We start from the raw sequence: 21,726 nt of genomic DNA, 5'->3' as shown, positions 1-21,726 counted from the left end.
CCTAAATATATTCCTAAAAACAAGTATTCATTTGAATTACGCGTTACTTATTTGTTTAATAGATATCGAAAGAGAATTAATATTCTCTTTCGTATGTTTATTTCAACTAAATAGAACAACTAATATAATTAATTACTAATAGAATAGATAACACGTTTTTTTGAAATAAGGCCATGGCCGTGCTGGCAGAAATAATCGACTGCGCCACAGGCTTTGAGCACCTGCAGCGGCTGATTACACTCCGGACAGTGCGCTTCTAACTGAATATCTTTATTACAGTTATCACAGTGCGCCATACCGTTTTGCGGCTCCAGTTCTGCATGACAATCCGGGCAAATAATAGACATAGCGACTCCAGTACAGGGATCCATTACTGCGTAGAGTTTATCACGCTGCGTTTAATGCCGCCCGCGTAACTGCTGCTGTAACGTTAACAGGTACTCCACTTCCTCCAGCCTGCGCTGCGTCGTGCGACTCACTTCCTGTGGGCTGCGTTCAAACAGACTGTGCGCGCCCAGAATATGCTCCGCCAGACAATGGGCATAAATGCTACCGGGAAGGCGCCAGCATCGCACAACATTACCGTCAATCAGTTCGAGCACATCCTCGGTTCCTCGACGGTCATGGCTGATGATACGGCCGTCGCGCAGATAAAGGCGCAGGCCTTTTTGTCCACCAGCAGGCCCTGCGTATTTATTCAGCCAGATATCCAGCGGTATACCGCTAATCTGTCCCTGCAGATGTGCCTCTCCTTCCGCCGTGGTCAGGTCGCCTTCTACGATATCGCGTCCCAGACGGTCTTTAGCGCTCATCACCTGTAAGGTCATGCTGTCATTGCCGCCCAGATAACGCGCTGTTTCACGCAGCATTGCCAGTACGTGCGTGCCAATGTCCAGAATCACACCGTCCGGATGACGGAGTTCACGCGTATCCGGCTCACCGGTGGCAAAGTTGAGCGCGATGGGTTCTCCAACTGCGTTAAACCCGCTCGGTTCCTGTAAGAAGCCTTCGATTTTAACAACGTCCGAAAAGCGAGAGACCAGTGCCGGTTGTGGATTATCGCCCTGCCACTGCGCGCCGAGTTTACCCAACGCCAGCCGCATTGCGCCATTGCGCGCCATCCAGTGGTCGAGCGCCAGCACGCGGTCGGCAGCACCGGGTTGAGCCAGCAGCATTTTCAGTTTTTCAATTTGGGAAAGCGTGGCGACAATGGGCTTTTCGACCACGATACGTGCAATGGGCGCGGCCAGCGCCTGTTCAAGCACATCAAGGTGGTGCAGGGATGCGGTGGTGATAAACAGGGTATCAAGCGGTGTGGCAAGAAGTTCAGCGAGCGACGCGCAGCGTGCCACGTCTGCAAACTGCTTTACGGGTTGGACATCAAAACCCACGCAGCGGAGTGAATCACCGAACATATGACGTAATGCGGGCAAGTATGCCGTTTCAACAACTGCACCAAGCCCAACAAACCCTAACAACATGTTCTCACCTCAAAAATTGAATGGCCGGGACATAACGTCTGCCCCGGCACAATCGAGGTGTTATCAGGCGCTAGTTGCCGGTTTAGATTGCGTATTCTCCAGCATGCGACGAATCGGAACAATGAGGACGATCAGCACGGCGGCGCAGATCAGCAGCGCAATCGAGCAGCGAGCGAAGAGATCCGGCAGCATATCCAGTTGGTCAGCCTTCACATGGCCGCCAATCAAACCTGCGGCCAGGTTACCCAGCGCACTGGCGCAGAACCAAAGGCCCATCATTTGCCCACGCATTCTTTCCGGAGCCAGCAGCGTCATTGTCGCCAGACCGATCGGACTCAGGCACAGCTCACCAAGCGTCAGCATCAGGATGCTGCCCACCAGCCAGAATGGAGAAACGCCTGCACCGCCGTTACTGAGAACGTTTTGCGCCGCCAGCATCATCAGGCCAAAGCCTGCCGCCGCGCAGAGAATACCAATAACGAACTTGGTAATGCTGCTCGGGCGAATGTTCATGCTCGCCAGTTTCGGCCATGCCCAGCTAAATACCGGTGCCAGCAGGATGATAAACAGCGCGTTTATCGACTGGAACCACACCGCCGGGATTTCAAAATCACCGATCATACGGTTAGTGTAGTCGTTGGCAAACAGGTTGAACGAGGTCGGCTTCTGCTCAAACGCGGACCAGAAGAACGCGGCGGAAACCAGCAGGATAAAGCAGACCAGCAGTCTGGCGCGCTCTTTGCGGTTCAGACCGGCAAAGATGAACAGGTAGATAAAGTAGAGTGCAACGGAGGCGGCAATCACGTATACCAGCATGCTGGCAACCGCGACCGGATTAATGACAATCACGCCCTGCGCAATCAGCGTAACAATAACTGCCACACCGACGGCCAGCGCCAGCAGCCACGCGCCCACGCCGTTACGTTTTACAACCGGGCTGTTCCAGGTGGAGTCGAGTCCCACTTCGCTGTCGTAGCGTTTCATCGATGGAACGGCAAATACGCGGAAAATGATCAGCGCCACCAGCATCCCGATACCACCGATGCCAAAGCCCCAGTGCCAGCCGTGGGTTTTAATCAGCCAACCGGAGATCAGCGGCGCGATAAACGACCCCATGTTGATGCCCATGTAGAACAGCGAGAACCCGCCGTCGCGACGCGCATCGCCTTTTTTATACAGCGTGCCAACCATGACCGAAATACAGGTCTTGAACAGACCGGAACCGAGCACGATAAACATCAGGCCGATAAAGAACAGGTTGTTTCCCATAATGGCCGAGAGCGCAATCGACAGATGGCCGAGCGCAATCAGAATGGAACCGTACCACACCGCTTTCTGTTGGCCGAGCCAGTTATCCGCCAGCCAGCCACCCGGCAGTGCGGCAAGATACATCGTACCGGCAAAGATACCCACAATCGCCGAGGCGTTTTCACGAGCCAGCCCCATGCCGCCGTCATAGACGGTTGCCGCCATAAACAGGATCAGTAACGGGCGAATGCCATAAAACGAGAAACGCTCCCACATCTCTGTGAAAAACAGCGAGCCGAGCGGATAAGGATGGCCGAAGAAAGTTCGGCTTTCTTTTTGATTAACAGAGGATTGCATAATTCTCCCGAAAGTTATGTCGTCGTGCGTATAAACACCGCGATGTACGCCAGCCAGTTACGTATCTGACCGATTTTTTACATGCGGCGAAAAGTTATTTAACCATTTGATAACCTAAGGCTAGTTTTGTCTAGTACCAGCCCCCGGACTTTAAGATGAAAACTCGACAAATGTCTACTTTCTTAGATTTAAACTTGGTAAAAAACGAATAGTAATTGACATCGCACGGGTTGAGGCAGGCGATGGATTAGCGAAAAAAAACCCGCGACAGGCGCGGGTTTTTATCAGCATCAGCAACGGTTACTTGCTTTTTTTAATGTGCTTAATCAAACGCTTACGCTTACGCATCTGAGTCGGGGTCAGCGTATTGCGTTTGTTCGCAAATGGGTTTTCCCCCTCTTTGAACTGAATACGGATCGGCGTGCCCATCACGTCCAAAGATTTACGGAAATAGTTCATCAGATAGCGTTTGTAGGAATCCGGCAGGTCTTTGACCTGGTTACCGTGGATCACCACGATTGGCGGGTTATAACCACCGGCGTGAGCATATTTCAGCTTCACACGACGACCACGGACCAGCGGCGGCTGATGATCTTCTACCGCCATAGTCATGATGCGCGTCAGCATCGCGGTGCTGACGCGACGGGTGGAGCTGTCATACGCTTCGCGGACCGATTCAAACAGATTCCCCACACCGCTGCCGTGCAGCGCAGAGATAAAGTGTACGCGCGCAAAATCAATAAAGCCCAGACGGAAGTCCAGCGTCTCTTTGACCTGCTCTTTCACTTCCTGCGTCAGGCCATCCCACTTGTTGACCACGATAACAAGTGAGCGCCCACTATTGAGGATAAAGCCCAGCAGTGACAGGTCCTGATCGGAAATACCTTCGCGCGCGTCAATCACCAGCATCACCACGTTGGCATCTTCAATCGCCTGCAGCGTTTTGATAACGGAGAATTTTTCTACCGCTTCGGTAATTTTGCCGCGCTTACGCACGCCCGCGGTATCGATGAGCACATATTCGCGCTCATCGCGCTGCATCGGAATATAAATACTGTCACGCGTCGTCCCAGGCATGTCGTAAACCACTACGCGGTCTTCGCCGAGAATACGGTTAGTAAGCGTGGACTTACCTACGTTCGGTCGACCCACAATCGCCAGTTTGATCGGCAGATCCTGCGGGTTGAAGTCGTCCTCAGGCTCTTCTTCGCCGTTTTCTTCGGCTTCCAGTTGCGCCCAATATTCTGCGTCTTCATCCACGTCTTCCTGAGGGGCAACGTCATCCATCCACGGCAGCAGAACATGCTCCAGCAGGCTGAGGACGCCACGGCCATGGGATGCCGCGATCGGATAAATTTCACCCAGACCCAACGAGTAGAAATCGACAACCGCCTGGTCAGGATCGAGTCCGTCAGTTTTGTTGGCAACCAGGAACGTCGGTTTCTGGCGAGAACGCAGATGTTTCGCAATAGCTTCATCCGCTGGCATCAGGCCAGCACGCGCATCCACCATGAACAGCACAACGTCCGCTTCTTCAATAGCCAACAGCGACTGTTCCGCCATACGAGTTTCAACACCGTCTTCGGTGCCATCAATACCGCCGGTATCAATACAGATAAACTCGCGGCCTTCAATTTCCGCACGACCGTACTTACGGTCACGAGTCAGACCCGGGAAATCCGCAACCAGCGCATCTCGGGTGCGAGTTAGACGGTTAAATAACGTGGATTTGCCAACGTTAGGGCGCCCGACAAGCGCGACCACAGGTACCATGTTTAAAGCCTCATTTAAAAAATCATCAGACAACGGGCACATTTTGCGCCGTTGTTAAAAACAGTAAAACGGCCCCTGCACCAGGAGCCGTTTTTCAAAGCGAGCGGCCGGGACGATTAACGCGTAATAGAGTACAGCGTACCGTCTTTCGCCTGGATCAGCAGTTTACCATCAGCAGAGACCGGCTCGGTCAGGAAACCAGAGCTGTCAACTTTCTGCTGGGCAACAAAACGGCCATCGTCAACATTAATCCAGTGCAGGTAGCCTTCGCTATCACCGACGACCAGATTGCCATTATACAATACCGGGGACGTCAGCAGACGGTGCAGCAGATCGCTTTGCGTCCACAGCGTCACGCCGCCGTCGGTGGTCAGTGCCAGTACGCGGTCGTTCTGGTCAACCAGGTAGATACGGTTGCCGTCGACGATAAAATCATTCACCGAGCCCAGTTCACGTTTCCACATAATCTGGCCGCTGCGCAGATCCAGCGCCGTCAGGTTACCATTATAAGCCAGCGCATAAACAACGCCATTGACGATAACCGGCGTGGTATCAACGTCACTGAGACGATCGATTTCCGTTGGACCTGTCGCCTGAGAAATACGTTGCTGCCAAATCATCTGGCCCTGCTGCATCAGCACTGCGCTCACGCGACCGTTATCACCGCCGACAATAGCTGCGCCAAAGGCGGTCGCTGGGGCAGATTCGCCGCGCAGTGACAGAGAAGGCATGTCGAGGTTAACGGTCCATTTGATAGCACCATCAGCTTCGTTCAAGGCCTGCAACTGACCGTTGCTGGTGTGGATTAATACCACGCCATCGCTCACAACAGGGCGAGACAGCGCTTCACCGGCAACTTTCGTCTGCCACGCAGTGGTCCCGTCGCTGGTATTCAACGCATAAACCTGTGCTTTTTCGCTGCCAATGTAAACATGTCCGCCGGACACGGTTACACCGCCAGAAAGCTGTGCAGATGCGCGGGAGAACCAGCCGTCTTTCTCACCCAGATTAACAGACCAGACTTCTTTGCCGTCGTCCGCATTCAACGCCTTAACGACACCGGCGCGATCGGCTGCATAGACAACGTTATCCGCCAGCGCAGGATGAAGATTGGAATAGAAATCACCAATACCGTTGCCTACGGAGGTGCTCCAGTCCGTAGACGGAGTAAACTGGTTCTCAACCACCGGTAATGGGGACATCTTAACGACATCTTCTTCGCCACTAAACAGTGAACAGCCGCTCAATAGGGTAACGGAAAGCAGCCCTGGCAGAAGTAATTTACGCAATTGCATCGGGTCCCTCTCAGATGGACAAATTATTGATTTTCATCTGCATCATTTCGCTCAGAGCAGGAGAGGCATCGCTTTTCACGCCCGCTTCCCATGCGCTACGCGCACCTTGTTTGTCGCCTTTGCTCAGCAACGCTTCACCGCGCAGATCGGCAACAATGGCCGTCCAGCCTTCACCTTTAATGGTGTCGAGCGTTTTCAGCGCGGTATCGGCTTGTTTAAGCTGAACCTGAACACGAGCCAGACGCAGGTTGATCACCGCTTTGAGGTTTTCATCGCTGGTTGCAGCTAAGCCTTGTTGCAGTTGGCTTGCGGCTTTCTCAAGTTCATTTTGGTCAACAAACTGCTGCGCCAGTTCCAGAGAAGCTAACGCGCCGTAGGTATTTTTGTTTTCTGCGGCAAATTTCTCTGCAGCAGGAAGGCTGTCCGGTTTACCCGCACTAACCGCAGTCACCGTATTTTGATACGCCAGGGAAGCAGAGCGTGCGGACTCCGTCTGATGGCTGGTCCAGTAACGCCAGCCAACCAGCGCGCCAACCCCTAAAATGATCCCAACAGCCAGCGCTTTGCCATTTTCAGCAAAGAAGCGTTTTACCGCATCAACCTGGTCGTTTTCGTTCTCGTAAATTTCCACGCTGTCCTTCTCCTTAGCCCAGTAGAGTGCGCAAATGCGCGGCAACGCTATCCTGCGCTACTGCCGTTTGCTCACCAGAGCGCAAATCCTTCACTACAACAGTACCGTCAGCCACTTCGGACTCGCCCAGTACCAGTGCAACGCGGGCGCCCCACTTATCGGCGCGGGCAAACTGTTTCTTAAAGTTGCCGCCGCCGTGGTTGGTCATTAGTTTCACACCAGGAACTTCATCGCGCAGACGTTCTGCAAGCCGCATTGCCGCCGACTGCGTGTCCGTCCCCGAAGCGACCAGGTATATATCGACAACAGGGGAGGCAATAAATTCCGGATTAACTGCCTGAACTAACAAAACAAGACGTTCGAGGCCCATGGCAAAGCCCACGGCCGGAGTTGCACGACCGCCAAGTTGCTCAACCAGACCGTCGTAACGCCCACCGGCGCACACGGTACCCTGAGAGCCCAGGCTACTGGTGACCCACTCAAATACGGTGCGGTTGTAGTAATCAAGACCACGAACCAGGCGCTGATTGACGGTATAGGCAATACCTGCGGACTCCAGCAGTTTGCACAGACCCGCGAAGTGCTCGCGAGAGTCGTCATCCAGATAGTCGCCGAGTGCTGGCGCGTCGTTGAGCAGAGCCTGTACTTCCGGGTTTTTGGAGTCGAGAACGCGCAGCGGGTTGGTGTACATACGACGCTTGCAGTCTTCGTCCAGTTTCTCTTTGTGCAGTTCCAGGTAGGCGACCAGCGCATCACGGTAGTTTGCGCGGGCTTCAAGCGAACCGATTGAGTTCAGCTCCAGGCTGACATGCTGAGAAATACCCAGCGCGCGCCACCAGCGAGCAGTCAGCATGATCAGTTCCGCATCGATATCCGGGCCTTGCAGGCCAAACACTTCGACACCCAGCTGATGGAATTGACGATAGCGTCCCTTCTGCGGACGTTCGTGGCGGAACATCGGCCCGATATACCACAGACGCTGTTCCTGATTGTACAGGAGACCATGTTCGATGCCGGCGCGTACGCAGCCCGCAGTCCCTTCAGGACGCAACGTCAGGCTATCGCCATTACGGTCCTCAAAGGTATACATCTCTTTTTCAACCACGTCGGTGACTTCACCGATCGCGCGTTTGAATAACGGGGTCTGCTCTACAATCGGCAAGCGGATTTCACTGTAACCGTAGCTACCGAGCACGTTTTTGAGAGTGCCTTCAATGCGCTGCCAGATGGCGGTTTCGCCAGGCAGATAATCGTTCATGCCGCGAATGGCTTGAATGTTTTTTGCCACGTTTATTCTCTTTATGAATATAAAAATGAACCCTCAGCGCTAACCCGAACAATACGGGCGCCATGCGGGTTCAATCATACACGGGAAGCACGCCGCTTCCCATCACGTTGTTATTTTTCAAGCTGCTGCACGTCGATACGACGCGCTTCGTCCAGGATGCTTGCTTTAGCGCGAATGCGGGTTTCAAGCTGCGTAATCATGTCGTCGTTATCGATCCTGTCCTTACGCACGCCGTCTTCATACAGACCGCTTTTCTTGTTACCGCCCGTCACACCCAGCGTAGAAACCAGCGCTTCCCCAGGACCGTTTACCACGCAACCGATGATCGAAACGTCCATTGGCGTAATGATATCTTCCAGACGTTGCTCCAGCGCGTTAACCGTACCGATAACGTCAAACTCCTGACGCGAACAGGTTGGGCAAGCGATGAAGTTGATCCCGCGCGCGCGAATGCGCAACGATTTCAGAATATCGAAGCCTACTTTGATCTCTTCCACCGGATCGGCCGCCAGAGAAACACGCAGCGTGTCGCCGATCCCTTCAGATAACAGCAGGCCAAGGCCGATGGCGGACTTCACCGAACCGCTACGCAGGCCACCGGCTTCGGTGATCCCCAGATGCAGTGGTTGATCGATCTGTTTCGCCAACAGGCGATAGGATTCAACGGCGAGGAAAACGTCAGACGCTTTAACGCTGACTTTGAATTGATCGAAGTTCAGACGATCGAGGTGATCCACGTGGCGCATAGCGGATTCCAGCAGCGCCTGCGGCGTAGGTTCACCGTATTTTTCCTGCAGATCTTTTTCCAGCGATCCGGCGTTGACGCCGATGCGGATAGGAATATTTTTATCACGAGCGCAGTCCACTACCATGCGAATACGCTCTTCATTACCGATATTGCCAGGGTTAATACGCAGACAATCAACGCCGTATTCCGCCACCTTCAGCGCGATACGATAGTCGAAATGAATATCGGCAACCAGCGGGACGTTAACCTGCTGTTTGATAAGCTTGAACGCTTCTGCGGCATCCATTGTCGGTACAGAGACACGAACAATATCTGCGCCTACGCGTTCCAGCGCTTTGATCTGATTAACCGTCGCTTCCACATCCGTGGTACGCGTATTGGTCATCGACTGTACGGCGATGGGCGCGCCATCGCCGATCGGCACGTTCCCAACGTAAATGCGTGTCGATTTTCTACGTTGAATTGGAGCCTGGTTATGCATTAAAAAATCTCCCGCATTGCCGTCTGTTACTGAGCCGGTGATTGTTCGGCATTAACGGTCAGACGCGCAACCTGGTTAGTTCTGATAAAACGACTCAGATCGACAGGTTTACCCTGGAACTGAATCTGCACTGCCGCCGGAGCGCCAATTTTCAGTTTGTACGGCGCCTGACCGGTCAGGTTCAGATTGCCGTCTTTACGCTGCATCCCGCTGAACAGTTTTTTACCGGTCGCATCGGTGACTTCCAGCCAGCAATCGGCGGTAAAGTTCATCACCAGCGCGTTAGGATCGGCAGCTGGCGTAGTCACGCCAGCCTGATCGGTCGGCAGCGGTGCTGCGGTAGTTGGCGCTGCGGTTGCGGTATCGACGTTAGCCTGAGAAGGCGCCACAACGGCGTTCTGCTGCGCATCAGCGGCAGGTGCCGGGGTCGCTGCCGCATCTGCCGTAGGCGCTGCGTCCGCCACTGCACCATCGTCCGGTGCCGGAGTCGTCTCCTGGCCCGCTGCGGCGCTGGTATCTAACGGTACGTTCTGCGCACCCTCTTTACCGGCATTCAGCTCAGCGGAGGATTGATCGGCCATGGTGGTGATCTCTTCCTGCTGCGCTTTATGGTTTTGCCACCACCAGGCGCCTGTCAGCCCGACAACGACAAACAGTACCAGCCAGGTAAAGGTCATTAACCAGCCGTCGCGTTTCTTACGACGCTTACCGAGCGAGAAGCTCTGCATCGGCGCGACTTTGGCAGGACGAATCGGAGCCTGTTTTTCCAGCCCTGGCAACAGTTCTTCTTCAGGAATATGCACCAGACGCGCATAAGAACGGATGTACCCGCGCAGGAATGTTGAAGCGAGATCGGCTGGCGCCTTATCTTCTTCAATATCGCGTACCGTGGAGACCTTCAGGCAAAGTCGCTCCGCGACTGCCTGCTGGCTGAATCCGAGTTGTTCACGGGCATTGCGCAGACGAACGCCGGTGGATAGTGCTTCATTTTTGTCGTGCGTGGCTTCAGTATTCATTCGCTACAGCTGCGTAAATTTGGGTTCTGATGCCGGCGAGCCACAATGCTCACCCACACCGCGAAACATCTGGTCAGTTAACCTTCGTCAGACAGTATAAAACGGTCAGACTATCAATGACAAAACAGCGTAAGCCTGAGGGCTAAACGCTTGTTGCGCCGTTACATACTGCCTTAAAGTCGACAAAAACGCACCGTTATTATTGACCTGACGACGACAACAAAAAACCTCATATGGCTTACATTACACTACGGTACATGAATTGTACCGTAGTGCACTCAACATCAAACGGTCTTAATGTCGATAGCGTCGCCCTGCATACGCTTACGCAGAGTACGCTTGGTACGGTCGATAACGTCGCCCGCCAGCTGACCGCAGGCAGCATCGATGTCATCGCCACGTGTTTTACGCACGATGGTAGTAAAACCATAGCTCATTAACACTTTGGAGAAACGATCGATACGGCTGTTAGAGCTACGACCATACGGCGCGCCCGGGAACGGGTTCCACGGGATCAGGTTAATTTTACACGGCGTATCTTTCAGCAGCTCGGCCAACTGATGCGCGTGTTCAGTGCCATCATTGATGTGATCTAACATCACATACTCAATGGTCACACGTCCCTGGTTAGCGTTGGATTTCTCCAGATAACGACGAACCGCGCCAAGGAATGTTTCGATATTGTACTTTTTATTGATAGGTACAATTTCGTCACGAATTTCATCGTTCGGCGCATGCAGAGAAATTGCCAGCGCGACGTCAATCATATCGCCCAGCTTATCCAGCGCAGGGACCACGCCTGACGTGGAGAGCGTGACGCGGCGCTTGGACAGCCCGAAACCGAAGTCATCCAGCATGATTTCCATCGCCGGCACCACGTTAGTCAGGTTGAGCAGCGGCTCGCCCATCCCCATCATTACCACGTTGGTAATAGGACGCACGCCCGTAGCCTTCACCGCCCCGACGATTTTCGCCGCGCGCCAGACCTGACCAATGATCTCCGATACCCGCAGGTTACGGTTGAAGCCCTGTTGCGCCGTAGAGCAGAATTTACACTCTAATGCACAACCGACCTGTGAAGAAACACACAGGGTCGCGCGATCGTCTTCCGGGATATACACCGTTTCAACGCGCTGATCGCCAACTGCAATGGCCCATTTGATCGTACCGTCAGAAGAACGCTGCTCTTCCACCACTTCCGGGGCGCGAATTTCAGCCACTTCTTTCAGCTTGTTACGCAGCACCTTATTGATGTCAGTCATGTCATCAAAGTTATCGCTGCAATAGTGGTACATCCACTTCATGACCTGATCGGCACGAAACGGTTTTTCGCCCATCTCTTTGAAGAATTCGCGCATTTGCTGACGGTTCAGATCCAGCAGGTTAATTTTTCCATTTTTATTTGGAACCGCAGGAATGACGACTTCAGAGGTGTTAACTAATTCAGACATAATTTTTTCCGGCCTCGTTGTTACACGTTGTGGCCCGTGGAGGGTTAAAAAGAAACGCCCCGGCAAGCGATCTGCTCTTCCGGGGCGTTGCATTGTACAAAGTCTGGCGCAGGGATGCCACGTTTGCACGAAGCATTAGCGAAAATAATATGTAAAGGAAGATCGTAGGCCTGATAAGACGCATCAGCGGCGCCATCAGGCAAAGCAGAGCCGGATGCGCAAACGCTTATCCGGCCTACAGGACGAGCTTATCAGCGAGTGCGCGGGCAAACCTCGCCTTCACCAAAGAAATAGGCGATTTCGCGCGCTGCAGATTCAACGGAATCAGAACCGTGAGTACCGTTCTCGGTGAAGCTGTCAGCGTAGTCTGCACGCAGAGTACCCGCCAGCGCATTTGCCGGGTTGGTTGCGCCGAGCAGGTCGCGGTGACGCTGTACGGCATTTTCGCTTTCCAGAACAGAAACAACGATCGGACCGGAAGTCATGAATTCAACCAGACCGTCAAAGAATGGCTTGCCGTCATGCTCAGCATAGAAGCCGCGCGCCTGCTCAACGGTCAGGTGCAGCATTTTAGTACCGACAATTTTGAACCCTGCTGCTTCAAAGCGCGCAAAGATGCTGCCAATAACGTTTTTTGCCACCGCGTTTGGTTTGATGATGGAAAAAGTACGTTCAATAGCCATGATTACCTCTGAAAAAGATGTTTTGTTGTGGTTTACCTGGCGCGGATTATAAAGAGCATCCCGGCAATTGACTATTGATGAAGGTAACATTTCTTTAAAATAAGATGAATTTTAGCAACAAACAGTCACCAACTGATCTACTGCATCGAAAATCTCACCGTCGCCACCTGCCCGGCGTCATCCATCACCAGCAGTTGATAATCCCCTTTCGTCGCCAGCCGTAGCGTAAGATGTTGTCCGCGTTCATCCAGCCTTTCGCCATTGAGAAACCACCAGCGCTCACCTGACCCGCCGGTGGTTCGTACCGGCAATGAGGCTTGTGCAGAACCGGGTAAACGCCTCACAATCGCGCCATCACGCACCCCTGTCAACTGCAACGGCAGCGAATCGTCCTGCCCCAGCGGCGGACACGTGGCAGAAACCGGTGGTAATCTCGCCCTACGGCGTTCTGACTCCGGCAGCCATGGCTCCAGCGGTAAAGGCCAGACGATTAATGTTTGTTCGCGCGCCTGCGGGCAATCTGCCGCCACACGTTTGCCTTCTTCGTCCAGCCAGACGGGGAAACGAATGCCGCTCACCCCCTCCTGCTCGGGCAATAGCAACGTTGGCGGCTGGCTGTCGTCCAGTATCCAGGTTGCCAGACGACGTCGACAGTTGCTGTCACCGGGCGCAAGAGATTGCCCACCAGGCCAGCACACCACGCCACGGCTAACGGATACCGGACGCGGATCTTCCGGCTGATTTGTCCCGCGAGAGAGCAGAAGATTATTGACCTGATTAAGCAGCGGCACGGCACTGGCAAATCCAAACTGGCCCACAACTGGCGTTCCGTCTGGTCTGCCAGTCCAGATACCGATCACATAACGAGCGTTAACACCAATCGCCCACGCATCGCGATAGCCATAGCTGGTGCCCGTTTTCCACGCCAGCGGGACCACTCTGCTCAAAGCGTTATCCGGTAGCGGTTGCGCTTCATCGGCCATAATACGGCGAATAATCCACGCCGCGCCCGCCGACATCAACGGACGTTCAAGCAGTGGGTCGCCCGGCTGCAGACGCAGTTTTCCCGCTTTTCCCTGGCGAGCAAAGGCGCTGTAGGCTGCGGCTATATCTTCCAGCCTTGCCCCCGCGCCGCCTAAAATCAGCGACAGATTCGGCGCTGCCCCTGCGGGTAGATACAGCGGTAAGCCAACGTTACGTAACGATGCGGCAAAACGCTTCGGGCCATAGGCTTCGAGTACCTGCACGGCGGGTAAATTCAACGACCTTACCAGTGCTTCGCTCATACTCACCGGTCCATGAAAACCGCTGTCAAAATTCCCTGGTCGATAGTCCCCGGTTCGCCGAGGTACATCCTGCAACAACGAAGCAGGATGAATGAGTCCGTCATCCAACGCCAGACCATATACAAACGGCTTTAGCACCGAGCCCGGCGAACGGATCGCATTCACCATATCCACATGACCAAAGCGGGAGTCGTCATTCATATCTACCGACCCCACCCAGCCACGCACGCTCATATCGGTGTGATCGACCACAATCATCGCCAGCGAACTGCGTGCAGGTAAGCGCCCCTTCCAGTTTTGCGCCAGCTCTTCCAGTTGGCGCTGCAACCCGGCGTCAAGGGTGGTCACGATTTTATCGCTTCGGCTTTTTCCCAGCATCATGCGCGAGAATAACGGCGCTAACTGCGGCATTTGTCTGGGCGCCAACCAGACCGGTTCTTCGCGCGACTCCTGTACCTGGCTGGCAGGCCAAATGCCCTGCGTCGCCATACGTTCGAGCACTTTATTGCGCGCCGCTTGCGCGCGATCCGGCCAACGGTCCGGGCGCAGACGACTCGGCGCCTGGGGCAGCACCGCCAGCAGCGCAGCATCGGAATAACTTAATTGCGCGGGCGATTTGCCAAGATAGGCCCAGCTTGCCGCCCCCACGCCCTGCAGCGTACCGCCAAATGGCGCACGGTTAAGATACAGCGTCAGGATGTCGCGCTTGGAGAGGTGCCATTCCAGCTGCAATGCGCGCCAGAGCTGGCGGAACTTGCCGCCGAAGGTTCGCGGATGGGGATCGAGTAATCGTGCTACCTGCATGGTGAGCGTACTGCCGCCCGAAACCACACGCCCAGAGGAGAGGTCCTGCCACGCTGCGCGCAGCACGGAAAACGGATTGACGCCGGGATGCTTCCAGAACCAGCGGTCTTCGTAGTTAATTAACGCCTCAAGGTAGCGAGGCGATACCTCATCAATAGCCACCGGATAACGCCAGATACCGTCCGCATCGGCGAAGCGCCACAGCGGCGTACCATCATGCGCCACCACGACCCGTGCCGGATCGACTTCGTGCAGCGGCAGCGGCCAGATTTTATCTGCCGCCCAAACCGCCGCCAGAAACAATAGCGCAACGGCTGCCACCCAGAGCCAGCAGCCGCGTTTACCCAACCCGCGCATCATTTACGGTCTGACAATCAAAAGTCCCTCTGTCGCACCGGTCGCGCGCCACTGCGGAACATACATTGATTCCACCTGCGGGACAGGAACCTGGTAGGTCCCCGGCGTTACCGCCCGCGCCAGATACACCAGCGTAACCGGTTGTCCTTCATTGACCGCCACCGCGGCAACAAAGCGATCGTCACGGAATTCAACGTGCTGGATATCCGCTTGTTGCATCTGATTGAGCAGATTCGCTACTTCGCTACCGCTATCCTGCAGGCTTGCGCTGCCGTTGGCCAGATTCTGGTTTTCCAGCTCCAGGCCGGCTGGCAGTAGATCGACCACCAGCGCATCCGGTACATTCTGGCTGGCTTTCACCTCCAGCCAGACCAGCACCAGCTCGCCGCTGCGCAGAGAATCCAGCGATTTGCTGTTTCCGTCGAGCCCCAGGATTTGACGCTCAATATGCAAAACGTTGCTGGCAGGCGTCGGTGAGGTTTGCGGGTAACCGCTCACATCCAGACGCAGCCACAGTGGCAGATTACCGGTATTGGTGACGCTCAGCGTAGACAACGCATCGGCATCCAGATTCCGCGTCTGTGATTTCTCCCCGGCTAACGGTTGTTCAGAGAGTGACGTTTGCGCCTGCCATGTGCCTGGCAAGTCCTGTAACGTACGCGCGGCAAGGAACAGCGCATTATTCTCCTGAGTAGAGAGCCAGCGCTGCCCAAAGGCCTGTTCTGACAAGGTGTTCAGCAAGGTATTCTGCACGTCAGGTTTGAGTTTGTTCTCTTCCAGCAAGGCCAGCATCAGCGCGTTGTCGCGCAGTTGGCTGCCGTAATCCGCCATCCACTGCTGCGCGTCGCGACGTGGTGTATTCAGCGCCAGGGTCAACGCCTGTTCACTGCGGTTGGCATCGCCCATGTTTTTCAGCGCGATCCCCAGTTGCAACAGCGGTAAACCGGAAGCGGCCTGTGCACGGTGCTCCCAGATCTCACGCAGCGCACCGAGCGGGGCTTTCTGCTGACGAGCCAGCACCAGCGCGGCGTAGGCCTGTACGGCAAATCGGCTTGCAGATGCGTCGTCGGTATAGCGAATCGACATCATGCCCGGATCCTGCAAATAGCGCAGCAGCCGCTCGTTACCCCGGTTAATCACCTCCGCCGGGACGCTGTAGCCCTGTTCATTCGCTCGCACGAGGAAATCCATCACATACGCGGTCAGCCAGTACTCTTCCGATCCGTTTTTATCCCACAGCGCAAAACCGCCGTTATCACGCTGCATTTGCAGTAAACGAGAAATACCAATGTCTACTGCCGCACGGCGTTTTTCATCGCTATCACCCGCGATACCTAACGCCTTCAGCTGCGCGGCGTTGGTATATAAAGAAGGGAACAACCCGCTCGCCGTTTGCTCGAGGCAACCGTAAGGGTAGGCTTTCAGTTCGCGGATGTAGCGCGCCAGATTCAGCGGCGGCTTACCGCTAAACAGCAATTGCCCCTGCATCGTCGCTGGGGAGAAATTGGTCAGTTCTTCGACCGGAAGCTGCCAGGTTGCCCCCGGCTGAAGTGCGACGCCGTTATTCACGGTTTGCGCCGGGAATGCCGGTCGCACGCCAATCTTCCACTGTTTATGCTGCACAGGCAGCGTTTCACCCGGTAAAGTCAGACCGCTAATTTCTGCCTGAATTTCACCATCGCCAAAACCCTCCTGCGCGCGCACCGGAATAAACAGCGTAGTCCGTACGCCTGGCGCCAGATTCACCGGGGCGGGATCTTGCCCCATGAGTTCCAGCAGACCGCTGGCCGCGAGCTTAATATTCAGCGTTTGTGGTTTGTCAGTCAGGTTGGTCACATCCAGCGTCAGACGCGAGGTATCGCCCCCCGCCAGAAAGCGCGGCATGTTCAGTTCAGCAATCATCGGCGCGGCGACAATCACTTTGCTTTCGCTGCTGCCAAAATCATCCGCCGTCCAGGCTTGCGCCATTACCCGCAGCTCGCCGTTGAAATCACCAATCGGTAACGTCACCGTACCTTCGCCCTGCTCGTTAAGCGTGACCGGCAGCGCCTGTTGCGCCACAATATTGACGTGATTGACCGGTGGCTTACCGCCGCGTTTTAATTCATCGCCATCACCACCAAAGCGCAGCGCCGCCAGGCGCCCTTGCCCTTCGATCACCTGGCCGTAAATATCATAAATATCTGCACCATAGCGTTTTTGCCCGAAAAACGCCTGCCACGGATCCGGCGTGGCGTAGTCGGTAATGTTCAACACCCCGCTGTCGACGGCTGAGACCAGCACATTAACCTGCTTTGGCACCTCGCCATTTTTAACGCTGGCTTTAATCTTGACGGTCAACGGCTGATTTGGCCGTATTTTCGCCGGGCTTTCCAGGGCTAGCGCCAGACGACGGTTTTCATCGCCTAACGGTAAATGTAGTAAGCCGACCGCCCGTTTTGGCGTTGCCGAACGGGACTTGTCGCCAGGACGAACCACCAGCGCACTGAGATACAAATCGTGGCGATTCCAGGCTTTATCGACCGGGATGGAGATATCGAGACCATCCGCCGGTACGTCTATTTCTTGCCACCACAGCGGGCCTTCGCTGGATTCCACCATTGCATAACCTTTGCCAGCAGCGGGAGCGGCAACGTGTAGCTTCATGGTATCGCCAGGACGATAGCTGGGTTTATCAAGTTTCAGGGTCACGCGATCGGGACGCACTGCCCCACTGCCGTCGCTGTTATCCTGCCAGCTATAACCCGCCCAGAAGCGTACGCTGCTCACCGCATCATTCGGGGCTTTGACTTCCAGACGATAGGCACCCCACTCAACCGGAAAGCTGACTTTACCGGTCTCATCCGCTTTAAGATCCAGGGTCTGCTCACCCTCAACAAGATCCTTTTGATCGAACTGTGATTGCCAGCCCTCGCCTTCAGACCAGTTCCAGTAATAATCACGACGTTCACGGATCAAACGCACCTGCAAGCCGGACACCGCTTTTTTATCGCCTTGCGCATCGGCATACACAATATCGAAAGCAGCGTTGCTGTCTTCATCGACAATAGGCTGATTCACGGTGGTATCAGTGCGGTAATCATAAACGGCTTTTGCCGCAAACTGCGGACGAATACCCGGCAGTGTGTCCGCAGGCCAGATAGCTTGTTCAGCCCGACGCGTTACCGGACGGCCACCTGATTCCAGCAGGCTGGCTTGCAGGATCACCTGTAACGGAGAATGTGTCTCCTGCCATTGGCTGTTGGTCGTCACTTCGCCGCGACCGTGATCGTCCAGCGTCAACTGCACTTCATCGAGACTGCGGGAAAGGTTTTCTTCGGCAATATTACCAAACTGGAACCCCGGCAGTGCCTGCACGGCTTCGCGCAGCGGGCGCAGGAAAAGCTGCCCTTGCAGGGCATTGCCGTTAGCGGGCGCGCCGTACAGGTAGTAGCCCACTACCGAGAACTTCACTGCATCAGTTGGCGCTACCGGCATTTTGCTGGCGGTGAGATTGAGCGCCATCCGCTCCGGCATAAAATCTTCAACGTGGAAATCCCACATCCGCGACTGGTTGTCGCCTGTATTGGCACGAATATGCCACATACCGGTTGGCGCGCTGCTGTCCAGCGGCCAGCTAAAGCGGTACAGGCCGTTCTCCGGCTGGCTAACTACCGAGCGCAAGACCTGTCCGTCGGGCTTAACGACTTCCAGCTTCACCGGCTGGTCGGGCAACGTTTTACCGTCGCTGTCACGTAGTAATCCGTTGAGGATCACCGTCTCGCCAGGCCGATAGAGGTCACGGGGACCAAACATAAAGAACTGTTTGCTATATCCCGGCGCGCCAGCAATATCAAACTCAGCCAGGTCCAACGCCGGAAGCTTCAGATCCAGCAGCGTGGTTTGTCCGTCTTTGCGGGCCAACAATAAGGCCGCGTCTTTATCGGTCTTAAGCGTTACATGACCCTGAGTGTCGCTGGTTGCCTGCGCCAGCGTCTGCCCTTTTTCGTTGAGTAACGTGACCTCAATACCCTGCTGCGCGGCGCCGTTTTCAAGACTCTGCGTAAAGACATCCAGTTGATTGTGGTAACGGTGCGCCGATACACCAATATCGCTGAGCGTAAACAGCGTCGCGGCATTGCTGTAGTTGTATTGCCCAGCCTGATTCATCACAGCGATGTAAACGCCCGCTTGCTGCAACGGCTTGATATCGCTCAGCGGCAGCAGCAGCTTCTCACGGGTGTTACGCGCCGGATTGAGGTCAAAGCGTCCGGTATAAATCAGTTCAGCCATTTTCAGCAGATTGTCGGACTCCCAGTTTGCCAACGAATTGCGGTATTCCCACTGGCTGACAAACGCGCCGAGCGACTCAGGCTTCACGCGAAAGAAGTTCACATCCACGCTGTTAACGTTAAGAGCCATAACCGGCAGCCCTTCAATCACTTTTCCCGGCAGCAGCGAGCCACGACTGGCGAACCCTACGCTTGGCTGAACGTCGCGGGTGGTAATGTTTTTTTCATAATCTATAGAGAACGTCGCTTTATTCAGCGCCAGCAAATCACGCTCAATAGTCACCACCAGTTCCCGATTGGGTTCAAGATGGCGTAAGCGTAACTCTTTCAGATTTGGCGCCAGCTCCCAGGCACCATCCACTTTACCGCTTTTTTTATCAACAACGTGCACGACGCGGGAAAAATCTTGTTCCGGATCAAGGGGAATGGAGAAGGTCAACACGAGCGTTGCCGCACCGTCGAGCTGGACCTCTGAGGCATCCAGCAGCGTCAGCGACTTGCCCTGGCTTTGCTGCATCAGCTTTTGTAATTGGGCCTTGTCTTTTACTGGCGCAGTCTGGGAAGCTGGCGAGTCAGGTTTCGCAGCCGTCGGTGATTTTTCATTATTATTATCGCACCCAACCAGTGCCAGCATCAGCATGCAGGCCGCTACGCGTAAATGTTTCATTTTTCATCCCTGGCCGCAGTGGCCCGTTAGCTACGTAGAACAACTATTATGCGTTAGTTTTCAGGCTGTGGAAGCCAGTAAATGAACAACGTTGTCCTAATTTTCGTGATTAATGTGGATTCGCCTGACAAATCAGCCTCTTTTACTTGTCGCTTTGTACTAAACGTCCGACAATTTGCCAAAACCTGGTAAAAATGGAGATGCCTATGACCACCGCCTTCTTTGTCGCTGCCGACTGGCTTGCCGAACACATTGACGACCCGGAAATACAAATTCTTGATGCCCGGATGGCACCTCCAGGACAGGAAGATCGCGATGTTGGCGAGGAGTATCGTGCGGGCCATATTCCTGGCGCAGTCTTTTTTGATATTGAAGCGCTTTCCGACCATACGTCACCGCTACCGCATATGATGCCGCGCCCGGAAGCCTTTGCTGTAGCTATGCGTGAGCTGGGCGTTGATCAGGATAAGCATCTGATTGTCTACGATGACGGAAATCTGTTTTCCGCTCCACGCGCATGGTGGATGCTGCGGACTTTTGGCGTCGAGAATGTCTCCATTCTGGCGGGCGGTCTGGCAGGCTGGCAGCGTGATGAGCTAATGCTCCAGGAAGGAGATGAGGATTTACCTGAAGGTGAATTTAACGTGGCATTTACGCCTGAAGCCGTGGTGCGCGTCACTGATGTGCTGCTGGCCAGTCATGAAAAAACGGCGCAGATCGTCGATGCCCGTCCGGCTGCGCGTTTTAATGCTGAAGTTAACGAGCCGCGTCCAGGCCTGAAACGTGGTCATGTGCCCGGTGCGCTTAACGTACCGTGGACAGAGCTGGTTCGTGACGGTGAACTGAAAACCACCGACGAACTGGATGCTATTTTCTTCAGCCACGGCGTAAGCTTTGACCGCCCCATTATCGCCAGCTGCGGTTCTGGCGTAACGGCTGCTGTCGTGGTACTGGCGCTTGCCACGCTGGGCGTTTCTAACGTCGCATTGTATGACGGCGCATGGAGCGAATGGGGAGCGCGGAGTGATTTACCGGTAGAACCGAAATTATAAAGCTGGAAAAGCCGGATAGCGCTTCGCTCATCCGGCCTACAATTTAGATAATCCGGTTCTGTTTAAAGTCGCGCAGGAAACCACCCCATCGGCGCTCATAGAACGGGGCGATGTGCTCAGTGATAAAGTGGCTGACGCCCTTCTCGCCTTTCTTCACCTGGCAAATATCAATCGGTTCATCGCCCGGCAATGTGTCGGTTGCGACGCTGCCCGCAGCGTGGATGATCTCTTCAATATCCCCTTCCGCTTCAATACCAATCAGCAGATTCGGCTGGGCTTCCGCGTTTTCTTTGATTGAGCAGAGAAACGCGCGTTTTACCGGCTTGATGGTTTTAAACAGCGTGGTCAGCGAGTCAATCATCTGCGCTGGCGGCTCAGCGACTTCAGAGAGGATCAGCGATTCACCGCCTTCGAGTACTTCCTGGGTGCTCAGCGGATTACCCTCTTCCCCCATCAGCAGGCTTACCTCACGCGGCATAAATTCTTTGCCGGTCGGCAGTTTCGCGTTGAGAAACAGCGTTTCGCCGAGCGTCATTTCAAACAACGTACGCACCGGCATCACGACAAACGCTTGTTCATCTTCCACCGCCTGTTGCAGGGCTTCCAGAGAGGTGAAGAACGGGATCACGGTCGTGCCGTCTTCTTTCTCCCAGTGCTGCAGATCGAGGGCGCTGTCTTCAACCACCGCCTCACCTTCAGCGGCGGTACCCGGCACCCAGACTGTGGATTCCAGTAAAGTACGGAAAAATGCCGGACGATGCGCAGGTTCTGTCGCCGCTTGTTCAAGCAATGTTTCTAATTCGTTTTTTGTTTCGGACATAAGTATCACAAATTGGA

At 54.7% G+C, this 21,726-nt stretch carries 15 protein-coding genes; 1 reads left to right on the top strand and 14 read right to left on the bottom strand.

Annotated elements, in window-relative coordinates:
- Nucleotides 1-128: 128 nt before the first annotated feature.
- The 13 genes from OGV80_RS20790 to OGV80_RS20730 all read right to left on the bottom strand — a co-directional run bounded on the left by OGV80_RS20790 (nucleotide 129) and on the right by OGV80_RS20730 (nucleotide 19,837).
- A complete protein-coding gene (locus OGV80_RS20790) occupies nucleotides 129-347 on the bottom strand; it encodes a zinc ribbon domain-containing protein (protein WP_043017181.1) in 219 nt (72 codons plus the stop codon).
- A 51-nt stretch (nucleotides 348-398) separates the two neighbouring features.
- Nucleotides 399-1,481 (bottom strand): Gfo/Idh/MocA family oxidoreductase, encoded by a 1,083-nt coding sequence (locus OGV80_RS20785; RefSeq protein ID WP_286515678.1) that lies wholly within the window; start codon nucleotides 1,479-1,481, stop codon nucleotides 399-401.
- A gap of 63 nt (nucleotides 1,482-1,544) precedes the next feature.
- Nucleotides 1,545-3,086: a peptide MFS transporter gene (locus OGV80_RS20780; RefSeq protein ID WP_047409540.1), complete on the bottom strand. Its 1,542-nt coding sequence runs from the start codon at nucleotides 3,084-3,086 to the stop codon at nucleotides 1,545-1,547.
- 300 nt (nucleotides 3,087-3,386) lie between these two features.
- Complete coding sequence (gene der / locus OGV80_RS20775; RefSeq protein ID WP_047409536.1) at nucleotides 3,387-4,859, bottom strand: ribosome biogenesis GTPase Der; 1,473 nt, start codon at nucleotides 4,857-4,859, stop codon at nucleotides 3,387-3,389.
- Between the two features lie 116 nt (nucleotides 4,860-4,975).
- Entirely contained in the window at nucleotides 4,976-6,154 is a 1,179-nt protein-coding gene (gene bamB, locus OGV80_RS20770; RefSeq protein ID WP_016153997.1) for an outer membrane protein assembly factor BamB, read from the bottom strand.
- Nucleotides 6,155-6,164: 10 nt separating this feature from the next.
- The gene (locus tag OGV80_RS20765) at nucleotides 6,165-6,785 is read right to left on the bottom strand and encodes a YfgM family protein (RefSeq protein WP_043017184.1); all 621 of its coding nucleotides are present in this window, start codon (nucleotides 6,783-6,785) and stop codon (nucleotides 6,165-6,167) included.
- 13 nt (nucleotides 6,786-6,798) lie between these two features.
- A complete protein-coding gene (gene hisS, locus OGV80_RS20760; protein ID WP_043017185.1) occupies nucleotides 6,799-8,073 on the bottom strand; it encodes a histidine--tRNA ligase in 1,275 nt (424 codons plus the stop codon).
- 110 nt (nucleotides 8,074-8,183) lie between these two features.
- Entirely contained in the window at nucleotides 8,184-9,302 is a 1,119-nt protein-coding gene (gene ispG, locus OGV80_RS20755) for a flavodoxin-dependent (E)-4-hydroxy-3-methylbut-2-enyl-diphosphate synthase (RefSeq protein ID WP_043017186.1), read from the bottom strand.
- Between the two features lie 26 nt (nucleotides 9,303-9,328).
- Nucleotides 9,329-10,318, bottom strand: a complete 990-nt coding sequence (gene rodZ, locus OGV80_RS20750) for a cytoskeleton protein RodZ (RefSeq protein WP_043017187.1) — start codon at nucleotides 10,316-10,318, stop codon at nucleotides 9,329-9,331.
- Between the two features lie 284 nt (nucleotides 10,319-10,602).
- On the bottom strand, nucleotides 10,603-11,769 hold the full coding sequence (gene rlmN / locus OGV80_RS20745) for a dual-specificity RNA methyltransferase RlmN (RefSeq protein WP_003037713.1): 1,167 nt from the start codon (nucleotides 11,767-11,769) through the stop codon (nucleotides 10,603-10,605).
- A gap of 251 nt (nucleotides 11,770-12,020) precedes the next feature.
- Nucleotides 12,021-12,452, bottom strand: coding sequence for a nucleoside-diphosphate kinase (gene ndk, locus OGV80_RS20740; protein WP_003037710.1), 432 nt, complete (start codon nucleotides 12,450-12,452; stop codon nucleotides 12,021-12,023).
- A gap of 137 nt (nucleotides 12,453-12,589) precedes the next feature.
- A complete protein-coding gene (gene pbpC / locus OGV80_RS20735; RefSeq protein ID WP_286515676.1) occupies nucleotides 12,590-14,902 on the bottom strand; it encodes a peptidoglycan glycosyltransferase PbpC in 2,313 nt (770 codons plus the stop codon).
- Entirely contained in the window at nucleotides 14,903-19,837 is a 4,935-nt protein-coding gene (locus OGV80_RS20730; RefSeq protein WP_286515675.1) for an alpha-2-macroglobulin family protein, read from the bottom strand.
- A gap of 206 nt (nucleotides 19,838-20,043) precedes the next feature.
- Here OGV80_RS20730 and sseA point away from each other — a divergent pair, with 206 nt between their 5' ends.
- Entirely contained in the window at nucleotides 20,044-20,889 is an 846-nt protein-coding gene (gene sseA / locus OGV80_RS20725; protein ID WP_286515674.1) for a 3-mercaptopyruvate sulfurtransferase, read from the top strand.
- A 43-nt stretch (nucleotides 20,890-20,932) separates the two neighbouring features.
- Here sseA and sseB read toward each other — a convergent pair whose 3' ends face one another.
- Nucleotides 20,933-21,709, bottom strand: coding sequence for an enhanced serine sensitivity protein SseB (gene sseB / locus OGV80_RS20720; RefSeq protein WP_286515672.1), 777 nt, complete (start codon nucleotides 21,707-21,709; stop codon nucleotides 20,933-20,935).
- Nucleotides 21,710-21,726 lie beyond the last annotated feature (17 nt).

The organism is Citrobacter sp. Ce119 (assembly GCF_030334525.1).
In the GTDB taxonomy this organism is placed as follows: Bacteria; Pseudomonadota; Gammaproteobacteria; order Enterobacterales; family Enterobacteriaceae; genus Citrobacter; species Citrobacter europaeus.
Note: the sequence above shows the minus strand (reverse complement) of the source record. Positions and strands in the feature narration are given on the sequence as shown.